The 25,048-nt window shown below is 36.6% G+C and carries 29 protein-coding genes and 3 pseudogenes; 16 read left to right on the top strand and 16 right to left on the bottom strand.

The window, feature by feature from the left end; translation table 11 throughout:
* From KQI91_RS08970 to KQI91_RS09000, 7 genes and pseudogenes are all read left to right on the top strand, one after another.
* Nucleotides 1–255: pseudogene (locus KQI91_RS08970) on the top strand (hypothetical protein); the annotation flags it as partial.
* A gap of 1 nt (nt 256) precedes the next feature.
* On the top strand, nt 257–577 hold the full coding sequence (locus KQI91_RS08975) for a DUF4258 domain-containing protein (protein ID WP_216392477.1): 321 nt from the start codon (nt 257–259) through the stop codon (nt 575–577).
* Nucleotides 577–804, top strand: a complete 228-nt coding sequence (locus KQI91_RS08980; RefSeq protein ID WP_216392478.1) for a type II toxin-antitoxin system MqsA family antitoxin — start codon at nt 577–579, stop codon at nt 802–804. The genes KQI91_RS08975 and KQI91_RS08980 overlap by 1 nt, the downstream gene beginning before the upstream one ends.
* Nucleotides 805–817: 13 nt before the next feature.
* Nucleotides 818–1,117, top strand: a complete 300-nt coding sequence (locus tag KQI91_RS08985; protein ID WP_216392479.1) for a DUF2442 domain-containing protein — start codon at nt 818–820, stop codon at nt 1,115–1,117.
* Between the two features lie 19 nt (nt 1,118–1,136).
* Entirely contained in the window at nt 1,137–1,601 is a 465-nt protein-coding gene (locus KQI91_RS08990; protein WP_216392480.1) for a hypothetical protein, read from the top strand.
* A gap of 195 nt (nt 1,602–1,796) precedes the next feature.
* Nucleotides 1,797–3,239, top strand: coding sequence for a recombinase family protein (locus tag KQI91_RS08995; protein ID WP_216392481.1), 1,443 nt, complete (start codon nt 1,797–1,799; stop codon nt 3,237–3,239).
* Nucleotides 3,240–3,324: 85 nt separating this feature from the next.
* Nucleotides 3,325–3,864, top strand: a pseudogene (locus KQI91_RS09000) (manganese catalase family protein); the annotation flags it as partial.
* A 58-nt stretch (nt 3,865–3,922) separates the two neighbouring features.
* Here the strand turns inward: KQI91_RS09000 and KQI91_RS09005 are convergent.
* On the bottom strand, nt 3,923–4,459 hold the full coding sequence (locus tag KQI91_RS09005) for a flavin reductase family protein (protein WP_216392482.1): 537 nt from the start codon (nt 4,457–4,459) through the stop codon (nt 3,923–3,925).
* Nucleotides 4,460–4,605: 146 nt separating this feature from the next.
* On the opposite strand from KQI91_RS09005, the gene KQI91_RS09010 reads away from it, so the two are divergent.
* The gene (locus KQI91_RS09010) at nt 4,606–5,649 is read left to right on the top strand and encodes an MFS transporter (RefSeq protein WP_216392483.1); all 1,044 of its coding nucleotides are present in this window, start codon (nt 4,606–4,608) and stop codon (nt 5,647–5,649) included.
* A gap of 227 nt (nt 5,650–5,876) precedes the next feature.
* Here the strand turns inward: KQI91_RS09010 and KQI91_RS09015 are convergent, their stop codons facing one another.
* From KQI91_RS09015 to KQI91_RS09030, 4 genes are all read right to left on the bottom strand, one after another.
* Complete coding sequence (locus tag KQI91_RS09015; protein ID WP_044960653.1) at nt 5,877–7,091, bottom strand: site-specific integrase; 1,215 nt, start codon at nt 7,089–7,091, stop codon at nt 5,877–5,879.
* 104 nt (nt 7,092–7,195) lie between these two features.
* Nucleotides 7,196–7,417 (bottom strand): excisionase, encoded by a 222-nt coding sequence (locus KQI91_RS09020; RefSeq protein WP_021650362.1) that lies wholly within the window; start codon nt 7,415–7,417, stop codon nt 7,196–7,198.
* Nucleotides 7,418–7,840: 423 nt separating this feature from the next.
* Nucleotides 7,841–8,113: a helix-turn-helix domain-containing protein gene (locus tag KQI91_RS09025; protein WP_118248127.1), complete on the bottom strand. Its 273-nt coding sequence runs from the start codon at nt 8,111–8,113 to the stop codon at nt 7,841–7,843.
* The gene (locus KQI91_RS09030; RefSeq protein WP_216392484.1) at nt 8,100–8,537 is read right to left on the bottom strand and encodes an RNA polymerase sigma factor; all 438 of its coding nucleotides are present in this window, start codon (nt 8,535–8,537) and stop codon (nt 8,100–8,102) included. Before KQI91_RS09030 ends, KQI91_RS09025 begins: the two co-directional genes overlap by 14 nt.
* Before the next feature lie 504 nt (nt 8,538–9,041).
* On the opposite strand from KQI91_RS09030, the gene KQI91_RS09035 reads away from it, so the two are divergent.
* A complete protein-coding gene (locus KQI91_RS09035; RefSeq protein WP_015524620.1) occupies nt 9,042–9,401 on the top strand; it encodes a helix-turn-helix domain-containing protein in 360 nt (119 codons plus the stop codon).
* 63 nt (nt 9,402–9,464) lie between these two features.
* Here the strand turns inward: KQI91_RS09035 and KQI91_RS09040 are convergent, their stop codons facing one another.
* Nucleotides 9,465–9,800, bottom strand: a complete 336-nt coding sequence (locus tag KQI91_RS09040; protein ID WP_253288477.1) for a hypothetical protein — start codon at nt 9,798–9,800, stop codon at nt 9,465–9,467.
* Nucleotides 9,801–9,971: 171 nt separating this feature from the next.
* Between KQI91_RS09040 and KQI91_RS09045 the strand changes: the two genes are divergently transcribed.
* From KQI91_RS09045 to KQI91_RS09055, 3 genes are all read left to right on the top strand, one after another.
* Nucleotides 9,972–10,235, top strand: a complete 264-nt coding sequence (locus tag KQI91_RS09045) for a helix-turn-helix domain-containing protein (protein WP_015541275.1) — start codon at nt 9,972–9,974, stop codon at nt 10,233–10,235.
* A gap of 94 nt (nt 10,236–10,329) precedes the next feature.
* Nucleotides 10,330–10,503 (top strand): hypothetical protein, encoded by a 174-nt coding sequence (locus KQI91_RS09050; RefSeq protein ID WP_005426514.1) that lies wholly within the window; start codon nt 10,330–10,332, stop codon nt 10,501–10,503.
* Complete coding sequence (locus KQI91_RS09055) at nt 10,490–10,828, top strand: type II toxin-antitoxin system RelE/ParE family toxin (RefSeq protein ID WP_019162149.1); 339 nt, start codon at nt 10,490–10,492, stop codon at nt 10,826–10,828. Before KQI91_RS09050 ends, KQI91_RS09055 begins: the two co-directional genes overlap by 14 nt.
* A 53-nt stretch (nt 10,829–10,881) precedes the next feature.
* On the opposite strand, the pseudogene KQI91_RS16410 reads toward KQI91_RS09055, so the two are convergent.
* A pseudogene (locus KQI91_RS16410) lies at nt 10,882–11,240 on the bottom strand (MmcQ/YjbR family DNA-binding protein).
* A gap of 400 nt (nt 11,241–11,640) precedes the next feature.
* Between KQI91_RS16410 and KQI91_RS09065 the strand changes: the two are divergent.
* Together KQI91_RS09065 and KQI91_RS09070 are read left to right on the top strand one after the other, a co-directional pair.
* Nucleotides 11,641–11,982 carry a plasmid mobilization protein gene (locus KQI91_RS09065; RefSeq protein WP_005426517.1) on the top strand — a complete coding sequence of 114 codons (342 nt, stop codon included), beginning with the start codon at nt 11,641–11,643 and terminating at the stop codon, nt 11,980–11,982.
* The gene (locus tag KQI91_RS09070; protein ID WP_216392486.1) at nt 11,931–13,310 is read left to right on the top strand and encodes a relaxase/mobilization nuclease domain-containing protein; all 1,380 of its coding nucleotides are present in this window, start codon (nt 11,931–11,933) and stop codon (nt 13,308–13,310) included. The genes KQI91_RS09065 and KQI91_RS09070 overlap by 52 nt, the downstream gene beginning before the upstream one ends.
* Nucleotides 13,311–13,333: 23 nt before the next feature.
* Here the strand turns inward: KQI91_RS09070 and KQI91_RS09075 are convergent, their stop codons facing one another.
* Nucleotides 13,334–13,747 carry a winged helix-turn-helix domain-containing protein gene (locus KQI91_RS09075; RefSeq protein WP_118045776.1) on the bottom strand — a complete coding sequence of 138 codons (414 nt, stop codon included), beginning with the start codon at nt 13,745–13,747 and terminating at the stop codon, nt 13,334–13,336.
* Between the two features lie 118 nt (nt 13,748–13,865).
* Between KQI91_RS09075 and KQI91_RS09080 the strand changes: the two genes are divergently transcribed.
* Together KQI91_RS09080 and KQI91_RS09085 are read left to right on the top strand one after the other, a co-directional pair.
* Entirely contained in the window at nt 13,866–14,240 is a 375-nt protein-coding gene (locus tag KQI91_RS09080) for a BlaI/MecI/CopY family transcriptional regulator (protein ID WP_092073165.1), read from the top strand.
* 10 nt (nt 14,241–14,250) lie between these two features.
* A complete protein-coding gene (locus KQI91_RS09085; RefSeq protein WP_216392487.1) occupies nt 14,251–16,047 on the top strand; it encodes a BlaR1 family beta-lactam sensor/signal transducer in 1,797 nt (598 codons plus the stop codon).
* Nucleotides 16,048–16,074: 27 nt separating this feature from the next.
* Here KQI91_RS09085 and KQI91_RS09090 read toward each other — a convergent pair whose 3' ends face one another.
* The 8 genes from KQI91_RS09090 to KQI91_RS09125 all read right to left on the bottom strand — a co-directional run bounded on the left by KQI91_RS09090 (nt 16,075) and on the right by KQI91_RS09125 (nt 24,934).
* Complete coding sequence (locus tag KQI91_RS09090) at nt 16,075–17,322, bottom strand: DUF6070 family protein (protein ID WP_117628249.1); 1,248 nt, start codon at nt 17,320–17,322, stop codon at nt 16,075–16,077.
* A complete protein-coding gene (locus tag KQI91_RS09095; protein WP_216392488.1) occupies nt 17,309–18,466 on the bottom strand; it encodes a DUF6070 family protein in 1,158 nt (385 codons plus the stop codon). Before KQI91_RS09095 ends, KQI91_RS09090 begins: the two co-directional genes overlap by 14 nt.
* Nucleotides 18,467–18,506: 40 nt before the next feature.
* Complete coding sequence (locus KQI91_RS09100) at nt 18,507–20,609, bottom strand: penicillin-binding transpeptidase domain-containing protein (RefSeq protein WP_118012903.1); 2,103 nt, start codon at nt 20,607–20,609, stop codon at nt 18,507–18,509.
* A 414-nt stretch (nt 20,610–21,023) separates the two neighbouring features.
* Nucleotides 21,024–21,410: a winged helix-turn-helix domain-containing protein gene (locus tag KQI91_RS09105; RefSeq protein WP_118012904.1), complete on the bottom strand. Its 387-nt coding sequence runs from the start codon at nt 21,408–21,410 to the stop codon at nt 21,024–21,026.
* A gap of 77 nt (nt 21,411–21,487) precedes the next feature.
* Nucleotides 21,488–22,717 (bottom strand): ABC transporter permease subunit, encoded by a 1,230-nt coding sequence (locus tag KQI91_RS09110; RefSeq protein WP_233435751.1) that lies wholly within the window; start codon nt 22,715–22,717, stop codon nt 21,488–21,490.
* A complete protein-coding gene (locus KQI91_RS09115; protein WP_118012906.1) occupies nt 22,704–23,591 on the bottom strand; it encodes an ABC transporter ATP-binding protein in 888 nt (295 codons plus the stop codon). The genes KQI91_RS09110 and KQI91_RS09115 overlap by 14 nt, the downstream gene beginning before the upstream one ends.
* 69 nt (nt 23,592–23,660) lie before the next feature.
* Complete coding sequence (locus KQI91_RS09120) at nt 23,661–24,425, bottom strand: hypothetical protein (RefSeq protein WP_118012907.1); 765 nt, start codon at nt 24,423–24,425, stop codon at nt 23,661–23,663.
* Nucleotides 24,422–24,934 carry an RNA polymerase sigma factor gene (locus KQI91_RS09125; RefSeq protein WP_021650349.1) on the bottom strand — a complete coding sequence of 171 codons (513 nt, stop codon included), beginning with the start codon at nt 24,932–24,934 and terminating at the stop codon, nt 24,422–24,424. Before KQI91_RS09125 ends, KQI91_RS09120 begins: the two co-directional genes overlap by 4 nt.
* Between the last annotated feature and the right edge of the window lie 114 nt (nt 24,935–25,048).

The following is a 25,048-nucleotide window of genomic DNA, read 5'->3' on the forward strand; positions in this document are numbered from 1 at the left end:
ACCCCTGCTGCCACTATCAAATTATACAATGTCCATTGTGACACTAAAGAAGAATCAGAGCTTATTCTTTCTTATAGGAAATTGAATAAGCATAATCAGGATAGAATACTCACATACTCACAGAATCTTCTCTCCACCCAGCAGATGGAGGAAGACGTTCTTGCCGCCCACGCTCGCACAGATGTTGAACAGACATCTGAAGGTATTCAGCATGATCTTGATATTATGAATGATGATTCAGAATGGGAGGAATGACATGGCATTAGATATATTGGAATTGCGTAAACTATGTATACCTAAAAATATTCATATTACACTTCACGCTGCCAAAAGATTGGAACAGCGAGGAATATTTTTAAAAGATGTGATGGCCTGTATTATGAATGGAGAGATTATTGAGCAATATCCAGATGATTATCCTTATCCCAGTTGTTTAATTCTAGGAATGAGCATTGAAGATAAGTATCTTCATGTAGTTATCGGACATCATGAATCTGATTTGTTTCTTATAACAGCATATTTCCCAAGTGTTGATAAATGGGAAGCTGATTTCAAAACCAGAAAGGAGCATGCATAATGACTTGTTTTTATTGCAAAGGTGATATTGAACCTTCCACAACAACTTATATGACCGATTATCAGGGCTGCTACATCATCATCAAGAATGTTCCTTGCGAAAAGTGTTCTCAATGCGGTGAAGAATATCTCAATGGTGAAACACTTGAACAAATCGAAAAAATCATTCAAAAAGTTAAAGGTATGCTGACTGAAATTGCGGTTATTGATTACAAGCAAACAGCTTAAGGAGAACTGTTTTATGTTTACATTAAATGGAACTGTATACGCCAGTGAAAGACCTGAAACCATCCAGATACTTTCTGCCAAGCCGTTGGATGACATGATGATGCTTCTTACTTTCTCAACCGGAGAACAGCGTTTGTTTGATGCAACCATTTTGACTGGTCCTGCATTCACTCCACTGTCTGATGAGAAGATTTTTAACGACTGCAAAATAGTAGACGGTGTTGTTACATGGATGGATGAAGACATTGACTGTGCTCCTGAGTACATGTATGAACATAGCTATGCATATCCATCCTTAAAGTCCGCAATTTGATTTAAAAGGGGTGAGCCCGTTGAACTACGAGCAACTTTTAACTACTGCCGATCAGAATGATTTGGTAGTAAAAGAACAGCCTCTGACAGATCATGATGGTCTGCTCAGGGGCAAACGGATAGCAATCCGAAAAGATATAGAAACACAAGCAGAAAAATCCTGTGTACTTGCAGAGGAAATTGGTCATCACTGTACCAGTGCCGGTGACATTTTGGATCAGACCGACATCATGAACCGTAAACAGGAATATCGCGCACGGTTCTATGGTTATAACCTTAAAATTGGATTAACCGGTCTGATCAGAGCCTATGAAGCTGGATGCAGGAATTTATATGAGATGGCAGACTTTCTGGATGCGACTGAGGAATACCTGAAAGGAGCTATCCAGTGCTACAAATCTAAATACGGTGTGTGTACTGCTGTTGACAATTATGTTGTTTACTTTGAACCATTTGCTGTTATGCGAATAATCGCTACAGATTAATTCATTTCAGCATAAAAAATATAATATAAGGAGTTTTACTTATGAAAAAGAAATGGTATCTACAAACTTGGCTTATTGCATTACTTTTCTTTTTTACTTTTTTCGGCATTGTGATATCCCCTCCTATTGGATTGACAATGCTTGTTATTGGTATTGTACCCAATTTTACATATTTTATAAAACCGAGGTGATATCATGGCTCAAGTAATAGACAGTCCAAGATCTGTTCTCATTGGAGCATTGTATATTCGTGTTTCCACACACGAACAGGATGAACTATCCCCGGATGCTCAGATCAGGCTCGGACTGGAACATGCCAAAGCAAACAATATTATAGTCCCAAAGGAATTTATCTTTGTTGAAAGTGTTTCCGGCCGCAAAGCGAAAAACCGGCACGAGTTTCAACGAATGATCGGGATTGCAAAATCCCCAGAGCATCCTATTGATGTGATCCTTGTCTGGAAGTTTTCCAGATTTGCTCGTAACCAGGAGGAATCTATTGTATACAAAAGTATGCTTAAAAAAGACCATGTGGAGGTAATCAGTATATCTGAACCTCTTATAGACGGTCCTTTTGGGTCTCTGATCGAGCGCATCATCGAATGGATGGATGAATACTACTCTATCCGTCTCTCTGGAGAAGTATTGCGGGGCATGAAGGAGAAAGCACTGCGAAACGGCTACCAGACTTCTCCCTGCCTTGGATATGAGGCTGTAGGACACGGAAAGCCCTATCGGATCAACGAAGCTGAGTATGCCATGGTATCTTATATCATGGACCTATATGATAACCAGAACATGGATGAAACCGCCATTGCAAGAAAATGTAATGATCTGGGTTATAAGACCAAACGTGGAAATCCATTTGAGCGACGAACCATTGACCGGATCCTGCAGAATCCTTTTTACTGCGGAATCGTGTCATGGAATGGTGTAGAGTTTGAGGGCACACATGAGGTTCGGATTTCGAAAGAACGTTTTGACCGGAGACAAAGATTGATTGCATCCCGTAAGCGTCCCATGAAAGCCCGGAATGTTTCCACGTGCAAGCACTGGTTATCCGGATTGCTGAAATGTTCTGTCTGTGGTGCTACGCTCTCCTATACCGGAAATAACAAGTGTCCATACTTCCAGTGTTGGAAATATGCAAAGGGATTCCATAAGACTTCCGTTGCTCTGTCTGTCAAGAAAGCAGAAGAAGCTGTGATTGCATATTTCGATCAGATTCTTTCCGGAGCAGATTTTACATATGTCCGTAAGGATGAACCAACCACAGATTACACTGCTGCAATTGAACAAATTCAAAGGGAGTTGTCCAAACTCTCCACCCGCGAGACCAGGATCCGTGATGCATACGAAAGTGGAATCGACACGCTGGAAGAATACAAGGTCAACAAAGACCGGCTGATCAGTAACCGACTACAGCTCGAAAACAAATTGGAAACACTGCAAAAGGAGCAGGAAGAAAAAGAATTGAATAAAGATGATGTTCTTCACGAGATCAAATCCGTGAATGATATTTTGAAAAATCCAGATGTAAGCTATGAAGAAAAAGGAACTCTGATACGGACAATTGTTGACCAGATTGTTTACGACAAAGAATCTGGCAAGATGTACTTTGACATTATCGTATCATAATTTTCATACCTTCTTCTCCCTTGCAAAGTGCCTGAAACCCGCATAAATACTGGGTTTTCGGCACTATTATAGGGTATTACACTCTGGTGGACCGGACGGTGAGATTGGCGCATCTATGCGATATCTTTCCCAGCGTTTTACAATGCCCAACCGCATGGCAATGGCTGTGCTGAACGATATCGGTACAGAGGAACTTGCTCATCTGGAGATGGTCTCCACGATCGTCCATCAGCTTACCAGAAATCTTTCTATGGAAGAAATTGAAAAAAGCGGACTGGGACCATACTATATCGACCATACTGTTGGCGTATGGCCGCAGGCCGCAGGCGGAGTCCCCTTCAACGCATGTGAATTCCAGAGCAAAGGCGACCCGATCACGGATCTGTTTGAAAATCTTGCCGCGGAGCAAAAAGCAAGGGCAACCTATGACAATATTCTTCGTGTTGTCCGCGATATCCCGGAAATTGCTGATCCAATCCGCTTTCTCCGTGCAAGAGAAGTCGTGCACTTCCAGAGATTCGGCGAAGCCCTGCGTTCTGTGCAGGAACAGCTTGATGCCAAAAATTTCTATGCATTCAATCCGAGCTTTGACTGTCCATGTGAAGCCTCGTGCAAAAATTCATGACCGTAAGCCCAAAACAGCTCCCCTCGACCGGGGAGCTGTCCTTTTCATGATTTCATCTTTACTCGATCACATACGCATTTACGATCTCACCGTAATATGCCACATGTGTGTCTCTGTTGGAGCCGGTAAATGTACTGTCTACGTTCTGTGGATAGAATTTTTCCTGATCCTCTTTTGTCATTGCACTGATGTCCTGTGTCTGTTTGTAAACCACTTTGCATTCCAGAGTCAGCGGAAGTTCTCTGATTCCAGGCACAGAGATGGTTTCCGGTTCTTCATAGGTAAGACCAAGTTCTTTTTCCTTATCTACATCTCTTCCGGATTTTGAACCACAGAAACCAAGGATTTTCTTTGCACTGTCATCTATCGGAATATTAACTGTAAATTCTCCGTTTTTCTCAATAAGACTTCTTGTGAAACGACTCTCTCTGATAAATGTCACAAATACAGGTTTGGCCCATTCAATGCCAACCATTCCCCAGGAAATCGTCATGGAATTTACTCTGCCATCCGCTTTACCTGTTACCAGCACGCCTGATTTGACTCCTTTGAGGATTTCTCCCATATATTCATACACATCTATTTTTTTCTTCATGCTTCTGTTTCCTCCTGTTTTCTGCAAATCTCTTTTTCTGCATTTTATCTTAAATTAAAAAAAGAAATCCGCAAGTATTTTATACTTTCACGTATTTCCTTTTGCCTGTATAATAAGAAGTAATTCATATAAAGGAGACTTCAGTCATGTCATCTGTCAAACAAAAAAATCTCACTGTCTTTTATTCTTTTATCCAGGGATTATACTGGATGAACTTTGCTGCAATCATGGGATACTCCGGCTTTTATCTGCTGGGCAGCGGCTTCTCCAATACAGAAATTGGTATTATCATCGCCATTGCCGGTATTCTCTCTGCTGTTCTTCAGCCTGCACTCGCAAGTTATGCAGACCGCCCCGACAGTCCGTCCCTGAAAAAATTCCTGCAATTACTTCTCATCCTGCAGTTACTTTTAGGAGTCCTGTTGCTTTTCTGTCAAACAGTTCTCCTGACCGGGCTTGTTTACGGATGTGGCGTTACACTTCTGCAGCTGCTGACACCCTTCATCAACGCTCTTGGCATGGAAAGCATTAACCAGGGCAAAAGCCTCAACTTCGGCATTGCGCGCGGAATGGGATCTGTTGCATATGCAGCACTCTCCTACGTTCTTGGACTGATCACTGCCAGAACCGGTATCACAGCAGTCCCGGTATGCATTACTCTGATCACACTGGTATTACTGGGCTGTCTGACTTTGTTTCCATTTTCCAAAACACCTGTCAGTCCTGTCAAAACATCCAGTACAAAATCCAGCCTGAACCCATTGTCCTTTTTTATCAAATACAAACGCTTCACAATGGTTCTTATTGGCTGCGTTTTTGTCTATATCGGACATGTTCTTCTAAACAGTTTTACTTTCCAGATAGTAGAAAGCAAAGGCGGTGGAAGCTCCGAAATGGGAACCGCCGTCGCCATCGCTGCAATGTGCGAACTGCCAACTCTATTTCTTTTTGCACACATGGTCAAAAAGCTCCGCTGCGACATATGGTTCCGCATTACAGGAATCTTTTTTACCTTAAAAGCCTTCGGTACTTTCCTGGCTCCAAACATGCCTGTCTTTTATGGAATCCAGGTATTTCAGATGCTTGGCTGGGGGCTGATGGCCGCTTCTTCTGTCTACTATGTAAATGCGATCATGGAACCAGAAGATGCGATCAAAGGTCAGGCATATATTGCCATGGCAGACAAATAACACACTTATCATTGCTTAAAACTCCTTGAAATGCTGTATTTACGCTGTTTGCAGGCATTTTCCGATAATCTTCAATCCTGTCATTTTCCTGTATATCACAGCATAAATTCGTATATTTTCTTATCCAAATTTAGTAACTTCTTAGTAATAATCAGCCTGGAAAACAGGCTTTCTAAGAACCTTATAATCAGATTATTTTTAATTCTTTTTTCTATTATTTTATCATACTATGCCAGTTTTGCAATCCTATTCATCTCTTCTTTTGCATCAATTAATCCCAGATGCGTATATACATTTAACGTAACCCCTATATCAGAATGTCCCATTAAATATTGGAGTGCTTTCGGATTCATTCCAGCTTTCGCCATATTGGAACAATATGTATGCCTGCATACATGAGGCGTGATCTTTGGCATTTGTTCCTCATGAGTACGATTATACTTTCCTAACGCCCACTGAAAATGTTTTTCCCAATGAAGTGCTACCTCAGGCATATCTTTTTTATCCAGGAATAGAAATCGACTATATCCATCTATAATCGGCTCAACCCTTACTTTTTTACGGTTTTTCACAATCTGTTCAAAACATTCATAAACTTCATCTGTCATCGGTAACATTCGTGTTCCACTTGAAGTTTTGGTATCTTCAATGACGTACTGCATTCCTCTGGTTCTCTGAAGCTGATGATTCACATTGATTTTTCTCTCCTGAAGATCAATATCTTTCACTGTCAATCCACAAAACTCAGAAATACGAAGTCCAGTCTTAAACAAAATAAACATTCCATTATAGTATTTTGAGTAATGGTCATCATTTCGGATAAACTCCAGAAATAACTCTTCCTGTTCTTTTGTAATTGCCTGTCTTGTAACACTGTCATTTACGACAACTGTACATAATTGAAATTCAAAAGGATTCTTGCGCAGTAAATCATCTTCAACTGCCATCTGAAATGCAGGTCTTACAATTCCACGCACACTGTGAATGGAACTGTATCCTCTTCCATCTGCTTGCAGCTTAATAAACCATGCTTTTGCATCCGACAATTTTATTTTATCTATTCTTCTGGTTCCGAATTCTTCTTTTTTTATTATATTGATCACAAAATCATAGTTCGCCTGAGTGTTATGACGAACCCCCTTTTTTTGTCCAATATATTTTTGAACCAAATCCAAAACTGTTAAATTTCCTCCGTAAGGTACTATACCATCATGTAAATCTCTTTGGATATTTTTTTCTTTTTCCCTTAGAGCTAAGCATGGTCTGCATCCAGTTGGCAGAGAATCTGTTGGCTCTAATTTCCAACTATACAAAAACTTCTGCTTTCCATAACAATCTGTATATACAAACGCATATCTTCCATCTTTTCTCTGACTTTCTCCGTTTCGTAAAATTCGACCTTTTTTATCTCGTCGTTTTTGGTCACGTTTTGTTTTACCCAAACGTCTTCGCCCCTTTCTACGAAGAAGCCCTAGCACGATATAGGTATTATATCATACCAGGGCTAACATTTCCACTTTAAAGTGTTAAATTGTTCGTATATTTTTTACAAAGACGTAGTCTGATCCAGAAAGGCCTCAAATTTCTTACGGTTAATCAACGACTTACACCCCACCTGGACTGTAAAGCAACATTCTGAATTTAGATGTTCCGAAATAAGCATCCTTATTTTCTTTTCACCTATTCCAAAATATTGCACTGCTTCATCCACCGTAAGCATATATTTTTCCCAAATTGGAATCTTACCTTTTTCAATTTTAATCGCCACTCTTCTCTCCTCCTTTTCTCTTTGGACAAAACATTTTTATCTGCCCATGACAATTTACAATTTTATACACTGTCATCGGCAGATAAAATTACAATACAGGTGGCAGTTCAGTACTCTGCCCACATCGGTTTTGCACCGTCATTAAATATGACCAGATTTTTTCTGGAAGTATCATTATCACAGATATGCTTCGTCGCCCTGTGCAGCTGCTACACATTTTGTCAAATTCTTCTCGCTCCATACCTTTACTTCAATGTTATATTTCAGCATTTCCTCGTATTTACTCCATTAACAGAGCAGATATATCATGGCGGATTTACCTAGTGGCTCTACATATCTTCACGTCCTGTATGTAAAACAATATACAATTTTCAAGGTACAAAATTCCTGAAGGGGAAAAGGAATCTATATTAAATACTCCCTTTACTGATTACTTTTCCTTACATATGATTTCGTATCAAATCCCAAGGTCTTAGTAATCAGTTTTGTTTCCAGGCGTTGACGCAGAGTTTCATCTACACAGTAATGCACCTGTCCAAATTCGTCAAACATTTTTCTGGTAGCCAAAACTGTTATGTACCCTTCATAATGCTTTAACACTGCCTGGATTGCCTCAGTATCACCAGTTGATGCTGCCTCAATAACATGGAATGGCAGCAAATCAAATGCGCATTTCTGTTTTTTACTTTTTTTCATTTGCAGATTCCTCCATATTTTTTCTCATCAGTTCCAGTGATCGTCTACGATGCTCATTAATTGTGCTGCGTACAAGATTCATTTCTCTGGCAATGTCTGTATCACTCATATCCATAAAATATGATAATAACACAACATTCCTTTTCTTTTCAGTAAGTGTCTGCAGTGCTTCAGCAATCAATGCATCTTTGACTTCTATATCGTAACCCAGGACCTGAAAACGATGTGTTTCCATTTCATGCTCATCCATTATAAAAAGTCTGCTCAACTCCTTTTCTGATAATTCTGACAACATCACTTCATACTTCTGGCGATATGCCATATGCTTTTCATAATTAATAACTTCGCTTTTCAATGCCAGCTTGCACAGAGAATCAAACTGATGTCTGACTGTCTGCTCATCTTGAAAAGAGGATTGCTCCATAAGAGTTCACCTCCTTCCCCGCCGGTAGGCAATAAGCAAAGTTCTTGCTTCCCCTTCACACATATCCCAAACGGATAAGTGCATTTGTCGGGGTGTGGGAAGAAATTTTTAAAAAATTTCTTAATAAATACGAGAAAATTGTTTTTCCTGTATTTTGAGGTATATAAAAAACGTCCTAATGGGTAGTTTTTAGCCCATCGGACGCTATTTATATCAAAAGATAATATTTTGCCATCATTTCTTGTGGCATATAATTCACTTTTTGAGGTAAAGAAATTTATTTGCTTTTTTGAACTATTTATCTATTTCATCCGTCACGTAATGACGGATATGATACCAGACAATAAAATTCTTAATCTTTCCAATACCTCCGGATCTGTTTTACGGAAATTCAGAATTTTATATGTCTTTTAAAAAGTGAAATATCACCCTCTTTTTTAGTGAATTATTAGTTCATTTTCTTTCAAGAAAGGGAACTATACACTAAACATGGAGGTGTATCATATGCCAAAACAAACAGATAAAGAACTGGGATTGTTTTTTAAGAACGCCCGACACGAGCAAAAATTGACTTATGAAGAATTAGCTGAAAAAGCAGAAATGTCCAGCCGATATTTAAAGGAAATTGAAAATGGGGGCCGAGTTCCCAGTTTTCATAAAATCAGAAAACTGGTACGCGCTTTAAATGTTCCTCCTGAACCATTGTTTTATCCAAACAATCATACAGATAATCTTGATTATCAACGCCTGCTCATGTACCTGTCAAAATGCAACGATGAGCAAATTACCGCTATCCTTGCCATCGTAGAAGCATACCTGCGCACATACAAAATTCCTACAGATCACGATAAACAAGATCCCTGAAATTCATTTGAATTCTATCTGAATTATTCTGAAGAAGCGGTATGGTTTCCCATACCGCCACTCTTAACGTGCATATTTTTCTATCATTCTCTTAACATTCGTGGATTTCTTTATTGCCCCTATATTAATAAGAAACTCAACTACATCCATCATTCCCTGGTAATAAGCCCGCTGCTCCTCTTCATAATGGAAATGTTCTAACTGATCCAGATATTTATTCCAGAAATTCTGCTCACGCTCTGGGATTTTTTCCAGATGTAGTGGTAGCTTCTTTTGTATTTGTTTCAAATTCTTCTCTGCTTCTTTCCATTCTTCCGGCTCTACTGTATATTCTCTTTCTCCGGAGTCACAGCGCAATTCCTCAAATAAATTCGATACTGCTTCATAAAATTCATTCATCTTCTTTCCACCTCTCATTAGAATTATTTCTCATTACAGGCAGCATTATCATTTTCTTATTTCAAAAATCAAATAAACTTTCCAAAAACTTCATTTTTAGAAGTATAGTAACAATATTTTTCCTTAAAATCAATAACAATACTTCATCTTTAGAAACTTTTGAGGATCAGAATGATTATTTATTGGGATAAAAAAACGAACAGTAAAAACAGAATAGGACAACGGGTAAAAGAATTACGAAAGGCTCATAATCTTACTCAGAAAACACTCGCTGCCAAATTACAACTTGCAGGATATGATTTTAATGATCTGGCAATCCTGCGAATTGAACAAGGCACACGTTTCGTTCCCGACTACGAAGTTGTCGCACTGGCCGAAGTATTTAATGTTTCCTGCGAATATCTTCTTGGTCTGACGGACGCTCCTGCAAAATAATTCAATTGTATTGCTGCCCATTCTATGCTAAACTATGGATAGATACTTCTGAACAACATACACTATTTATAAACCGTATGATTGGAGTGATTTCATGGAATTAACAAAAAAAGTCCCTACAACCGATAAAAACCAGGAAAACAATCATCTTCTCCGCATGTTAGACCGGGGAATTGATGATATGGAAGCTGGTCGTGAATTGCCACTGGAAGATGCTTTTCGCAAAATCACAGAATTAAGGGATGCACGAAGAAATGCAAGAATATAAAATTATTTTAACCTGGGAAGCAATTTACGATGTCACAGACATTGCAGATTATATTGAAGAAGAATTCGGCCAGCAACGTGCTGACCGTTTTCAATCTGATCTGAAAGAACAAATGCAGAATTTAGGCCAGTTCAGTACTGCCTTTCCCCGAACTCAAATTCTGTACAGAGGATATTCCATACATAAAAGATCTTTTCCGCCATCTATTATTTTTTATATTATAATGGAAGAAACAAAAGAGATTCATATTCTCCGAGTGTTGCGCCATGAACGAGATTGGGAAAATATCCTGTTGCAAAGATCAACTTATACATATCCAGAATGAATACCTGGGAGCCGATCAGAGATTTTTCTGAAAGGCTTCCTTTTTAATTTTAATTACTTCCCACTGTCAATTAAATCATAACTCATATCCAGAAAATCTAGCGTCTTAGCTTCACTGACAGATTCATCCAAAAGAATCGTAATCCAGTGTCGCTTATTCATATGATACCCCGGTAAAAATCCATACGTTTGAATTAACATCCCAACCAGATCAGGGTCACATTTTACATCAGGATATTAATTTTTCCATCTTCTTCTAATCCCAGTGTTTTCTTTTCCACTGCCATAATTATAGCATACCATTTTCCATTTTTATGTCGAAGCACCGCAGAATCAGGATCTTTTTTCCATAAATATTCCGGTTCCGTTCCATATTGCTCTTTCACATATTGAAAAATTTCCTCACGTTTCAAATTTATCCCTCACTTACGATTTCTTGCTTTGATTATACGCTATCAGGATTATATTCTCAACCACTTCTCACAGTTCCATTTATGTTTTATAGCTTTTGCATAGCCTGCAAAGCAGGCTACACCCCAAAAGAAGCAAGCACTGCCAGTGTCATGACAACTGGCTCATTTTGTCAAATTCCCTTTCCGGTTCATTCTACCAAAATGTATCAGGGAGTATCCCTGGCCCTCTCATATTTTATAATTTCTTAATTTGACGCTTTCACCCAGTCCTGTTAAAATAACTTACAGATATATCTGTCCAAACCAACAAAAAACCAAGTACCATAACTGTCATAGCCGAACTGGTTAGACAGTTTTTTTGTACTCTTTTTTATAGAAAAAAACGAATTGGAGGATTTCAATGAGCAAACGTACCAGAATTCATCCCGTACAATTTTATTTGAATGATGACGAACAATACATTTTAGAAGAAAAATATCGTCTTTCCAGGATGAAAAGCAAATCTGCCTTTCTACGGAAAATGATCTTATATGGATTTGTATATGAAGTAGACTACTCTCATATCCGAAAAATGAATACCCTGCTGGGCAATATCAGCAGCAATTTGAATCAGATCACCCATCGTATAAACAGTACCAATACAGTTTACCCAAAGGACCTGGACGATATAAAGGAGTTAATGGAAAAAATATGGCAGTTACAAAAATCCATGGTATCAAAACAACCGTTGATAAAGCAATAGAATACATCTGCAATCCAGATAAAACTGACCAGAATCTATATATTTCTTCCTTTGCCTGCTCTCCCGAAACAGCCGTTCTTGACTTTAAATACACTTTGGATCATACACATGACTGCAGAGATCCGCACAATACAAATAAGGCATTTCATCTGATTCAGGCATTTTCCCCTGGTGAAGTTTCCTATGAAGAAGCCCATCAGATTGGCAAAGAACTTGCGGATCGCTTACTGGAGGGAAAATACTCCTATGTTCTGACAACACACACTGATAAAGGTCATGTACATAACCATTTAATTTTCTGTTCTGCAGATAACATCACTTTTTCTCATTACCATGACTGTAAAAAGAATTACTGGAAAATACGAAATCTCAGCGACACTTTATGCCAAGAACATAACCTGTCCACAATTATGCCAGATGGTAAAAAAGGAATGAAATACAATGAATGGGCTGCAAATAAATCTGAATCCAGTAAAAAAGCGCAGCTGCGAAAAGATATCAACCAGACAATCCGAATTGTTTCCACTTACTCAGAATTTCTTGCATTTATGGAAGCTAAAGGATATGAAATAAAAAACGCAGAATTTGGCGAAAACAGCAGAAAATACATTACCTTTCGTTCTCCCGATATGTCCCGTCCAGTGCGTGGAAGTGCTAAATCTTTAGGAAAAAATTTTACTAAAGAACGTATCAAAGAACGCATTGAAAATAAACGTCAGAAAGCTATTTTTCCTTCTGTTCATAACAAATTAATAGATACCAATGCTCCCAATATAGCAGGAAACATTGGGCTTCAGAAATGGGCAAATAAGGAAAATTTAAAAATTGTCTCTGCTGAATATAACAAGATGCTCACACATAATCTACATAATTTTTCAGAACTTGAAGACCGCATAGCCTTGTTACATATGCAGCAAAAAGAGGTAAATACCTCTGTTGTTTCTCTCGAGTCTCAGATACGTCATCTTCGAGAAATGCTAAAATATGCCAAACAATATCAGAAAAATAAAATTTACGATGACCATTATAAAAGTTCCAAAGATCCGGATCGTTATTTCCGTAAATATGAATCTCAAATTATTCTTTTCGCTGGTGCTGAACATATTTTACAGGAAAATGGTATAGACCTGAAACATCTTAATTCCAATAAGTTACAAGAGCAACTTTCAGATCTTATTTCCAGAAAGGAATCACTAAATACTCAATACGTTTCTTTTAAGCAAGAAATAAAAGAGTTGGAATTGATACATCAAAACCTGTCCAATTATCTCAAACAGGATGCTCCTGAAATACAAAGATCTTCTCATAACCAACTCCCTTCTTTGTAAAACCATAATAATAGGCAGCGATTTCACTCGCTGCCTAAATTCCCATTAAACCGATATCCTACACCTCGTACTGTTTGTATATATAATGGTTGTCCAGGATCATCTTCTATTTTTTCTCTGATATTGCAGATATGTCGCATGACCACATTATAATCACCGGAATAAGGTTCATTCCATACCAGATCATAAACCATTTCTTTTCCAAATATTCTACCTGGACTTTTCGCTAAAAGAAGTAAAATATCATATTCATATTTTGAAAGATGAACATCACTATCATTCTTTTTAACAATTCGTTCCTGTAGATATATTTTTAATTCTCCAAACCTTATAATTTCCGGTATGAATTGGTTTTTATGTTCCCAGCTAGTCAATATGTTTTCACTTATGCTTCCATTAGCATCTGTGATTCTCTCAATAATTTCTACCTTTTTCACCTTTATTGCCTCTACATTATTAATTTTATATTCTATATATCATCTGCCATTTGACTTTTTTCTTCTACAAGTAATATAATATATTTATTACATATGTAGGATTTAGCAGGAGGATTTTATTATGTCACTACCCCAGATTTCAGAAGCCGAATTTGAAGTTATGAAAATTGTATGGAAATATGCTCCCATCAATACAAATGAAATTACAGAAAAACTTACTCTAACTACCAGCTGGAGTCCAAAAACAATTCAAACTCTTATCAAGAGACTTGTTTCCAAAAAAGCTCTTTCCTACGAAAAACAAAGCCGGGTATTTGTCTATACTCCATTAGTCCAAGAAGATGAATATATACGCCAGGAAAGCAATTCTTTTTTAAAGCGATATTATAATGGAAATCTTTCTTCTATGCTGGCTTCTTACCTTGAAGACGATAAGCTCTCTTCAACAGAAATTGATAACTTACGCCATTTATTATCAAAACATCAGAAATAGGAGGTTTTGAATGAGCAACTGGATCATCCACTTTTTAATCAGTAATATCTTCATATGTATTTTTACACTTGTAATAATCGGAACAAAAAAACTTCTGAAAAAATATTTATCTGCGGCTACACAGTACCATCTCTGTTTTCTTTTATTTTTATTACTTGCCGTGCCATTTTTTCCTGTACAGATTCATGGCTCACAACTTTTTTCATGGTTACATTTTTTTCAAACTGACTCAGGACTTAACTCTGGTACCGACACGCTATCCGAACTTACCAGTAATACACAAAATATTTTGTTAAACCAGGTGAATGATTTTTCAGTTTCCATCAGTAGTCAATTTTCTGGAGGCTTGAATACCATACTCTTTCTAATATGGATAACGGGTGTTATGATTATGTCAGTCCTCACCCTTCATTCATTAAACTATGTACGTTCCATAAAAAGATCTGCTCTCCCGCTTCAAAATCAGCAGGTAAAAACTATTTATTACAATTGTTTAAAGGAACTTAAAATCTCTCACCCAGTATCAGTCTACAGTACTGCATTTTTAAAATCACCAGTTTTAATCGGAATAATACATCCCAGGATTTACATTCCCATCCATTTAATTTCCGAACTGAATCCTGATGATATGCGTTTTATGCTGCTACACGAATTACAGCATTACCGTCACAAAGATACATTTATTGGCTTCCTCATGGTCATAAGTAATATACTCTACTGGTTTAACCCTTTTGTTTGGTACACTTTAAAAGAAATTTTCTGTGACCGTGAAATAGCCTGTGATTCTGCTGTATTGCAGATGATTTCTGCTGATGAATACCAAGCTTATGGAACTACACTGATTAATTTTGCAGAAAAAATATCCTCTTTTTCCTCTCCACTGGCAGTTGGAATGTCCGGAAATTTCAGGCAGATGAAACGACGTATTCTCAACATCGCCGTTTTTAGGAAAGAAACTCTTTATCAAAAAATGAGAGCATTGATAATTTATCTGGTCATTAGTGCTGTTTTTATTGGATGTACACCCATTTTATCCATTGATGCCTCTACTCAAAGCGTATATCATTTTAGTGATACAGACAAAAATATCTCCCTGTTAGATATATCCGAAACATTTGGAACATATGATGGATCATTTGTTTTGTATGACAATAATTTGGATTCCTGGAAAATATACGATCTTGAAGAAGCCACCAAACGTATTCCGCCAGAGTCTACCTACAAAATATACGATGCATTATTAGGGTTGGAATCCGGAATCATCACACCAGAACACTCTTCCATGACATGGAATGGTGATGCCTTTCCTTTTCCATCCTGGGAAGCTGATCAGGATTTAAACTCTGCTATGCAAAATTCCGTTAACTGGTATTTCCAGGCAATTGATTCGCAGCTCGGAATTAACAGAGTCCAGGAATTTTTGAATAAAATAGAATATGGAAACCAGACAACCAGTTCAAATCTGGATTTATACTGGTCCGATTTTTCATTAAAAATCTCGCCTTTAGAGCAAGTAACATTATTGAAAAAATTTAACACAAATGAATTCCATCTAAATTCCCAAAATGTATTTTCTGTTAAAAATGCTATAAAAATTGCCAGTACACCTAATGGTAATTTCTACGGAAAAACTGGAACCGGTCGTGTCAACGGACAGGATATCAACGGCTGGTTTATCGGATATGTAGAAACTTCCGATAACAGCTATTATTTTGCAACCAATATCCAAAGTGATTCTAATGCAACTGGCAAAAAGGCATTTGAAATCACTTCTGATATCTTAAAAAAATTACATATATGGAATTAACAAATATGAAAGGGCTGATAGTTGTTATCAGTTCTTTCTTTTTATTCTATATTGATATTTGGGAACTTCTTTCGTACCATTATTCAGAATTTTATTCCCCATATATTTAAAACTCTTATCATCGTTGAACTTAACAGTCAGCTCACTTGTAATAACGGCATCATTACATATAAATGTATCACATACAGCATCAACAACCAGCACATTGTTTCCCTCTCCGCTATCTCTTATTTCAACGACCTCCGGTAAAGATGTTCCAAAATAAGTAGGGCTATAATTTAAACAACCTAATCGTTCCCAGTCATAAGTTTGATGTTCCGAATCAAATACTGCCCATTTTTTAATTTGCTCCGCTGTTATCGGCAAAAACTCCATTATCAGATTTTCAAACTCTTCTGCCGGAATTCCACTTGAGTTACCTGAAAACTCATATCTCTCCCCGTATTTCATTCGATATAAATATTCATATAAACCATTATAATCTAACCCTTCCATATCAGATCTATCCCAATCAGAACATAAAAGATTATTCCCCTGATATCCAAGCAAATACACACACCTCTTTGAAACTTCCCTGCATTCATCACTTAAAGGTTTAATTCTTATCATAGAACTGCCATCAACCGCTTCTGATACTTCCGGATATTTTGGAACACATAGCGTATAACCAAACCAGCCTTTTTCTGTATATTTCCATTCTTCTATCCTTGTATACGAAACATATACAATAGATGGATTGTCGTTCATACCCCAAACAACTTTCACAGCCAGCAAATACATATCTGTCCCATCATAATTGAATTTGAGTCTTTCTATCCCACCATCCCTGTTAATCCTATATAAGACGATATCTCCTGGCAGATCCTGTTCTGCCTTGAAAAGAAATTCTTCCATTTTAGAATAATTAGCCATATTTGAATACGGCGCTGATGTAATAACAGGGACATTTTTTTCCTTTAATACTTCCTGCATTTCTTCCATTACTGTCTCAGAAACTACTACATTCGATGAAGTTCCTTTATCCGCCTTTTGATAAATGGCTTTCATCTGATTCATAACATTCTTACAATCTTCAATAGCTTCTTCTTTCACGACTTCATCTACTGGCAAATCATATCCTCTTTCTTGTACAGCATAATTCGCAGTTTCCTGTGAAATATATTCTAAATCAGCCCCTTTACATTTTGTATTTCCTATGAAAAAGCATCCCAAAATAAATAAAACACTCACCATCTTTTTCAGTTTTCTTTTTGTACTCATATCAATTATCTCCATAACATTCCTCCCACTTTTCGTCTGATAATCTTTCCGTATACCAGGTAACCTCTATTTCTGACCTTGATACATAATTGGATACATATTGAAATCTATCTTTATCTAACAGCCGAATGGTTACGCTATGACAAAACGCCTGATCTAATTCTTTTTGTGGCCATACCGCATTTACTTCCAGTGTTATTGTTCCATCTTGATTTTCTATGTAGGAAACAACTTCCGGATATGGAATATATGGTGTGGAAGCAAAATCATATACGATTCCTCTGGTTCGATACCGATATGTCTGTGTTTCCGTGTGAAATACCGTTCCTGTCTGCAGTATCTCTGCGCTTATATTAAAATATTTTTGAAATATCGCTTCAAATGATTCTTTTGGGATTTCATAAGTCTTTCCTTCCTTAAATTCATCAGCTTTTTCTTCCATTGAAAGTAAACGGTCAAAAACATCATAAAAATTTATTCCATCATAATTTTTTTCACTCCAATTAGAAGTAAACAATTTATTAAGTGTATATCCAAAAGGAAGTATATATTTTCGATTCAGCTCCCTGCATTTTTTATTTAACGGCACTACCCGAAAGGCCCGATATCCAGACGGTCCATCATATCCAGCCGGATGATATTCTTCCATAAAGAAATACCCGTTTTCTGTATATTTCCATGAATTAGCTCTAAACTCATGATAATATGTTTCCTGCCAAGTATCCTCTTTCCATTTAAAAGAGCTTACTTCAACGTCTATTTTCCCCTGTTTGGTTTTCAGATCATACCGAATAAAATGATCCCCTGCTATAACTTGAAATATAGTAGTTTTTCCATTTTTCTCTTTTTCTGCTTTTTTCAAAAAATCATCTACTTTAATACTTTGAACCATATCCAGCTGATTGTAGGAATCAATTACTGCATATCCATATTTTCCAAAATAATCCATACTTTTTTGTATTGTACTCAGCTCATATAGTGCATTTTCTTTCACAGCATTCTCATATATGCTCTGATAGCCTTCTGCTAGCATTTCACACTCTCTGTAAATTTTTTCTTTCGTATCTTCAATTGTCTTTTTCTGCTCTTTCTTTATGCCACATCCACTACAGACAGCAAGAAAAATAACTCCCACAAATATTTTCCAAATTTTTTTCATATCATTTTCCTCTTACATTTGTAATATTTAAAGGTAAAAATTATTCATTACCAAGATATTCATCCAGTATCGCCTTATCCTTTTCCACCACATAACCGCTTCCTCCAATATCTTTCACATTCTCTACCATACTGATGAGCAAAATAGGATTCTTTGTATCTCTGTCTGTAGTAAAAACTGTAAACCAGCCAATTTCTGTTCCAGATGTATCTTCTTTTGTAGCTTTCAGTTCCGCTGTTCCGGTTTTTCCTGCTAATCTAATGTCTTCCCTGCATGCTCCATAACCAGTTCCTTCCGGGTTATTCACTACACCCTCTAACCCCTCCATAACCTCCGAAACAATTTGTGGTGAAAAAGCATCTTTTATCCAGATTTCACTGGAAGTGCTTCCACCATCCGCGTGAAGATATGGCTTTATCATATTTCCATCATTTAGAAAAGCCGTATAAATGCTTGCAAGATGCAAAGGATTTACCAGAATCTGTCCCTGTCCATACCCACTGTCAGCAAGCTGGATTTCTGTTTCTATCTTGTCCATATTAGAATATTTGGACTCTGACATTTTAATATCAAATGGAAGTTCCTGATTAAATCCTATTTGATTTAGAGACTGCATCAGTTGATCCGCACCAATTTTTAATGCTGCTTTTGCAAAATAAATATTATCTGAATAAATAAGCGCATTTTTCAAAATCACAGGTTCATAATCATGAAGTGTAGTCACTGTATAATCTCCCCACGAGGAATCTTTCTGCCACGCCAGACCCTCATTTCCAAAATCGTCATTTGCAGTAAATGCCCCCACTTTTAATCCAATTGCAGCAATTACAGGTTTAAAAGTTGAGCCAGGACACCATGTCTGGCGAAAGCGGTTGTATAAAGGCCTATCTTCATTTTCATTTAATGCACTCCACTGGCTGTTGTCCATTCCACGTACAAAATCATTATCATCATAAGATGGCGTACTTACCAACGCCAATACTTCCCCTGTGTAAGGATTCAAAGCCACAGAACATCCTCTGTCTTCTTTAAATTGTTCATAAAGAGTACTTTGAAGATCACCATCAATCGTAGTATGGATATCTTCTCCATCTTTTCTAGGCTCATATGCAATAACACTTTTTTTATTTCCATTTGCATCTACAATACAGATTTCACACCCATCTGTTCCTTTTAGTTCTTTTTCATAAAGCGTTTCCAGTCCAGTCTTTCCAATCACACTGTTTGTACGATACCCTTCCCCTTTATGTTCCTGCAAATCTTCGGCTGTAACCGCCTGTACATACCCTACCAGATGAGAGGCAGCTTCTTTTAGATAATAAGTTCGTACTTTTACATCAGATAACATAATACCTGGAATCTTCAATAATGTGTCCTGCTTTTCTTTTTCTTCCAGAACAGTTTTATCCGGATTCACTGTCAGAAGATCGACCTCTTGTATTTTAGGAATTGTTGCTACTGGTACAAAAGAATCTGCTTTTACCCAACCGGCTTCTAACTTATCCTCAATTTCGTCTGCTCCAATTCCAAGATACTCTGCCAGTTTTTTTATTGTATCTTCTCTGTTCTCCATCCTGCCCGGAACAATTCCTACCGAAGATGCAGTTCCCTCTCCAGCCAACTGACGACCATTTCTGTCTAAAATATCTCCTCTCTTTGCCTCTTCTGACGTTACCTGAACTTTATCCGTTGCAGATAACTCTGGAAAAATCAACTGATCCTGCCAGATTAAATGATATCCTGTCCAATCATGTGAAAATACCGCATCGTTGGTAAATTCTACATTTCCTGCAGCAGTCTGCATATTTGTTGTATAGGAAACTGCCGCATTTCCGTTTTCTTGTCTTTTTACTGTAATATCGGTTATGGACAGATCAGACATCTCAATGCCTTCATATATTTTAGAATTTCGTTCTATAAATTCTTCCTTACTGTTCATGCTGCTTTTTTTCTGATCCAGCATGGCATACATTTGCTCATATTCCCCTTTTTCAATATATTTCATATATTCCATTAGTCTTTTTTCAGGAACATTACAATTCATTATTGTTACAATACCGATTTCACCACCAATCAATATACCGCTAAATAAAACTATTTTTGTGATAATCTTCGTGAGTTTTTTTCTTTTCTTTTTTCTCATATAGTTTTATTTCTCCTTTTTTCATATTTTCTTAAATATTACACTTGTAATATTTAAACGTCAAGCTTTTTCTTAGGTTTATATATGTAAACAAGAGGAAAGATTTGGATAAAAAAAGAAAGGGCATCTCAAAGCCTTCTTTGATAAAGAACTTTACGACACCCTGAGGTAATGGTTTCTCCGGATGTTTCCCAAGCATCTTAATACTAATAAGTTACAGGAGCAACTTTCAAATCTTATTTCCAAAAAGAAGTCAATAAATACTCAATACGTTTCCTTTAAGCAAGAAACAAAAGAGTTGGAATTGATACATCAAAACCTGTCCAAATATCTCAAACAGGATGCTCCTGAAATACAAAGATCTTCTCATAACAAACTTCCTTCTTTGTAAAACCATAATAATAGGCAGCGATTTCACTCGCTGCCTAAATTTCCGTTAAACCGATATCCTACACCGCGCACCGTTTGTATATATACCGGATGTCTAGGATCATCTTCTATCTTTTCTCTAATGTTGCAGATATGTCGCATAACAACATTGTAATCACCCGAATAGGGTTCATTCCAGATTATATCATATATTTGTTCTTTACTAAACACTCTTCCAGGACTTCGCATTAATAAATGCAAAATTTCAAACTCTGTAAAAGACAGATCTATTTTTTTCTGCTTTCGGAATAATTCTCTTGTGGCTAATAAAATAACAATATCTCCATAATGTATTTTCAATGGATTTATATTTTTTTCATCACAATATATATTTCGTCCGGTTTTCAAAGCAGCAAGAACAGACTCTATCATTTCTTCTTCACTATCTTTAAACGATAATAATAATATTTTTCCTATGTTTTCACTCCCTCTAACAGATGTTTCTTCATCTAATTATAAACTTCTTTTCTGCGATATATAAAATAAATAACTGGAACAATCAATAATAGCAGAATGGAGTACGATATTATTAAAATAGGAACTGCGCAAAACACTTTTCCTCCGATTTCATACAAGTTAAAAAATTTAACTACCTGATTCATTTGAAGCATTTGATCTGGAAGAAGTCCCAAAATTTTATTTAATAATGGTAGACTTGTTCCTGATAAAAATGATGGAAGAAAAATCAAAATAAAAGGCACGATTACCGCTATTACTGATGAGTTTGTCTTCGCAGAAACCAACATAGTTAGAGATTGCATAAATAAACATCCCAGATATCCACCCAGAACTATCAAAATATATTCCTGAGCATTCGTGATATTATAAATACTCTTCCACCCACTCATACTAGACTGTATGGGACAATTTGCTCCGTCTACACCAAGAATTCCCAAAACAAGCATAGTGTATAACAACATAACCGCCCAGTAAATAGCCGTTATTATGATTGCTCCTGCTTTCACTTTTGCCCATACAGCCTTATTTCTGCCATAATAAGAAGAATAAAAAACTGCATTCGCTTTCAGCTGAAATTCACCTGAAAAAATACCTGCACAAAGGAAACCTAATACCAATGTCAAAATCATAATTATTGAGGGTGAATATTGAAATAAGTTTTTCCATCCCGCTTGATAATTATAATATAAAGGGGTTTTCATTTTTTCATACGCTCTTATTAAATAACTTTTTTCCTTTTCAGAAAACTGATCCTTTCCATCAGTTTCTAACCAATTTTTCAAATTTTTGATACGATTAGAATAAAAATCTACTGCTTCATCAGGAGAAAGAGAATCTGCCAGATAATAATTATAATCGTTAAACTCTCCATAATCACAATTTAGTAAATCCCTTATATCCATGAAACCCTGTCTTTGACTATATGCTATATCATTCTGTCTAAAATCATTCGACTTAGCTTCCGGTGTCTGTGAAATCCTGACATTTTCTTCAATAATTTTTCTAAGCACATCCTCTGTCAGTTCTCCTGACCATTCTTTTTTCAACTCACGAACCTTTAACATAGCCGATATTCCACTTTCCGCATCACCATTACGATTCACATATTTATTATCCCCGATGATAAAAGACAAGACTACTGAAATTACAATAAAAATAAATATCAGCGCAACCTTACTTCCTTTTTTTGAAAAAACTTTTTTTATTTCATAATACGTCATAATCATCACCTGTTTTCTCTCCGAAATAATATAAGAATATGTCCTCCAAAGTCATCGTTTCCTCTTTCGCATTATAGTGTGGAGATTTTTCAGACAAAATGCGTAATTCTATTCCATCCGAAAGTGTTTTCATATTTGAGACTTTAAACTGTTTTTGCCACATTTCAACTTCATTATTTGCAACTACACAACTCCATACTTTTACTGGTACTGACTGAATAATCTCTTCTTGTGTTCCTGAATGGCTAATCTTTCCATCTTTCATCAATAACACCTGGTTGGCAATGTATTCAATATCCGACACAATATGTGTTGATAATAGCACGAGACGATCCTGTGACAATTCACTGATCAGATTTCGAAAACGTATCCTTTCATTCGGATCCAGACCTGCAGTAGGCTCATCGAGGATCAAAATCTTTGGGTTATTTAGCATAGCTTGGGCAATCCCTGCACGGCGTTTCATTCCTCCAGACAATTTTTTCATTTTTCTATTCTGCATTTTAGCCAACCCAACCTGCCGCAGAAGTTCTGTTACACGCTTTCGTGCAATACTTGTTCGCATTCCTTTAATTGACGCAATATACATTAAATAATCATGAACCGAAAACTCCGGATAAAATCCAAATTCTTGAGGTAAATAACCAAGAATTCTCCTATATTCGCCATCCAATGCAAAAATATCTTTTCCATCACATAATATGCTTCCCGAAGTAGGTTTAATAAGTGTGCAGAGCATTCTCATCAGCGTTGTTTTTCCAGCACCGTTGACACCAAGAAGCCCATAAACTCCATTACTCATCGTCAGCGTGATATCATCAACTGCTTTAAATCCCTGAAATTCTTTTGTTAATTTTTTCAATTCTAATTCCATAATCAAATTCCTCACATTTCTCTGATTACGACCGTTGTGTGATTTCTCGTAATTGACACCATAATAGTCTTATACACTTGCCCCATTACTCTCGTAATATCTTTCACTGCATTTCCATACTCGCCAAATACTGTAACACAAACATAAAACAGATAATATCATCATTCCACACCATATTGATGTAGATATATGCTCATAAATACTATCTTTGAGAACTACAAGCGTCCAAACAGCGATCCAAATCAGACAGGAAAATAATGTGGAAGATACATAATCATCTCCTTTACTGCAAAGTAATCGAAAACATATGCAGCATGTCACATTCATTGGCAAAATAAATTGTATTAAGATATCCATAAATGCAATCTGTAACACAAAAGTGCTGGTTATCAAAAACACACTCAATAGGCAAACATCTACCATGCCGAAGAGTAGCATTCGTGCGGCATATATATTCTTTATGGAAAAAAATGTTGCACCTTCTACTTCCATAGCCCCATTGCTTCTATTTTTCCAGAGTTCCGGAAGTATCAATATTACAAAACTCGGTGCCAAAATCCCCATGCAGCGCCTTGTATAAATACTACTGTCTGATAAGAACATTGTCATCCAAAGGATTAGTAATACTGCCCCTTGAGCAAACCACCAGTGCTTCTGTATATACGAAGCTTGCTGATATAAAAATTCTAACCATGACATATTTCTTTCGATTTCTCCATCCCAATATGCTTCTTTCGATTTTATAATGGTCTGTTGTAATTTTTTCTCATCTATATTTCTATCCTTCTGATTTTTTGCATACGCATGCAATTTTTCATCAACTGTCATCATCATTTCTTATCCCCCAGATAAACACTCAACAATTCTTTTGCTTTTCCTATCCTATATTTTACAAGAGGAAGTCCTATGCCAATAATATCTGCTACTTCTTTTAATTTCAAATCCTGAAAATAATGTAGAATAACTACTTCCTGCAAATCTTCTGGAAGTTTTTTTATTGATTCTTCTATATCTATTTTATTCTCAATTACAGCAATTGGATTTTCCCCCTTATCTGGTAACGCTTCCATCACAATATCTCTTTTTTTCTTATAACTATCCCGACATAAATTTCGAGCAATCACATACAAATAATTAGCAGTCTTTCCTAAATGATGATACGACCTAAATGATCGAAAAAAGTGTTCAAATGTTGCTTGAGTAATATCTTCTGCATCACAGTCTGTGTATGTATGTAATCGACAATAATTCCGTATAGTTGAATAGTATTTTTTTACGAATACCTCTATAGCTTCTTCATCACCATTTTTCATTTTGTGAATCAAAAGAAAATCTGCATCCACTTCTTTCCTCCTTTTTCTACTGAAAGCACTTTCTATTATATATAACGAATAAATTGTACAAAAAGATAGTCAAAAATATTTTTCTTGCTTTTTATTACATCATTAATTACACTG

The organism is Blautia sp. MSJ-19, from assembly GCF_018918125.1.
GTDB lineage: Bacteria > Bacillota > Clostridia > Lachnospirales > Lachnospiraceae > Blautia_A.

Excerpts from the sequence above, each read along its gene's own strand:
- KQI91_RS09105 (WP_118012904.1), bottom strand. The coding sequence starts at position 21,410 with ATGATAGAGTCTGTTCTTGCTGCTTTGAAAACCGGACGAAATATATAT.
- KQI91_RS09100 (WP_118012903.1), bottom strand. The coding sequence starts at position 20,609 with ATGAGAAAAAAGAAAAGAAAAAAACTCACGAAGATTATCACAAAAATA.
- KQI91_RS09045 (WP_015541275.1), top strand. The coding sequence starts at position 9,972 with ATGATTATTTATTGGGATAAAAAAACGAACAGTAAAAACAGAATAGGA.
- KQI91_RS09040 (WP_253288477.1), bottom strand. The coding sequence starts at position 9,800 with ATGAATGAATTTTATGAAGCAGTATCGAATTTATTTGAGGAATTGCGC.
- KQI91_RS08995 (WP_216392481.1), top strand. The coding sequence starts at position 1,797 with ATGGCTCAAGTAATAGACAGTCCAAGATCTGTTCTCATTGGAGCATTG.
- KQI91_RS09120 (WP_118012907.1), bottom strand. The coding sequence starts at position 24,425 with ATGATGATGACAGTTGATGAAAAATTGCATGCGTATGCAAAAAATCAG.
- KQI91_RS09070 (WP_216392486.1), top strand. The coding sequence starts at position 11,931 with ATGGCAGTTACAAAAATCCATGGTATCAAAACAACCGTTGATAAAGCA.
- KQI91_RS09115 (WP_118012906.1), bottom strand. The coding sequence starts at position 23,591 with ATGGAATTAGAATTGAAAAAATTAACAAAAGAATTTCAGGGATTTAAA.
- KQI91_RS09085 (WP_216392487.1), top strand. The coding sequence starts at position 14,251 with ATGAGCAACTGGATCATCCACTTTTTAATCAGTAATATCTTCATATGT.
- KQI91_RS09055 (WP_019162149.1), top strand. The coding sequence starts at position 10,490 with ATGCAAGAATATAAAATTATTTTAACCTGGGAAGCAATTTACGATGTC.
- KQI91_RS08985 (WP_216392479.1), top strand. The coding sequence starts at position 818 with ATGTTTACATTAAATGGAACTGTATACGCCAGTGAAAGACCTGAAACC.
- KQI91_RS09005 (WP_216392482.1), bottom strand. The coding sequence starts at position 4,459 with ATGAAGAAAAAAATAGATGTGTATGAATATATGGGAGAAATCCTCAAA.
- KQI91_RS09110 (WP_233435751.1), bottom strand. The coding sequence starts at position 22,717 with ATGACGTATTATGAAATAAAAAAAGTTTTTTCAAAAAAAGGAAGTAAG.
- KQI91_RS08980 (WP_216392478.1), top strand. The coding sequence starts at position 577 with ATGACTTGTTTTTATTGCAAAGGTGATATTGAACCTTCCACAACAACT.
- KQI91_RS09065 (WP_005426517.1), top strand. The coding sequence starts at position 11,641 with ATGAGCAAACGTACCAGAATTCATCCCGTACAATTTTATTTGAATGAT.
- KQI91_RS09050 (WP_005426514.1), top strand. The coding sequence starts at position 10,330 with ATGGAATTAACAAAAAAAGTCCCTACAACCGATAAAAACCAGGAAAAC.
- KQI91_RS09025 (WP_118248127.1), bottom strand. The coding sequence starts at position 8,113 with ATGAAAAAAAGTAAAAAACAGAAATGCGCATTTGATTTGCTGCCATTC.
- KQI91_RS09090 (WP_117628249.1), bottom strand. The coding sequence starts at position 17,322 with ATGGAGATAATTGATATGAGTACAAAAAGAAAACTGAAAAAGATGGTG.
- KQI91_RS08975 (WP_216392477.1), top strand. The coding sequence starts at position 257 with ATGGCATTAGATATATTGGAATTGCGTAAACTATGTATACCTAAAAAT.
- KQI91_RS09010 (WP_216392483.1), top strand. The coding sequence starts at position 4,606 with ATGTCATCTGTCAAACAAAAAAATCTCACTGTCTTTTATTCTTTTATC.
- KQI91_RS09095 (WP_216392488.1), bottom strand. The coding sequence starts at position 18,466 with ATGAAAAAAATTTGGAAAATATTTGTGGGAGTTATTTTTCTTGCTGTC.
- KQI91_RS09030 (WP_216392484.1), bottom strand. The coding sequence starts at position 8,537 with ATGGAGCAATCCTCTTTTCAAGATGAGCAGACAGTCAGACATCAGTTT.
- KQI91_RS09035 (WP_015524620.1), top strand. The coding sequence starts at position 9,042 with ATGCCAAAACAAACAGATAAAGAACTGGGATTGTTTTTTAAGAACGCC.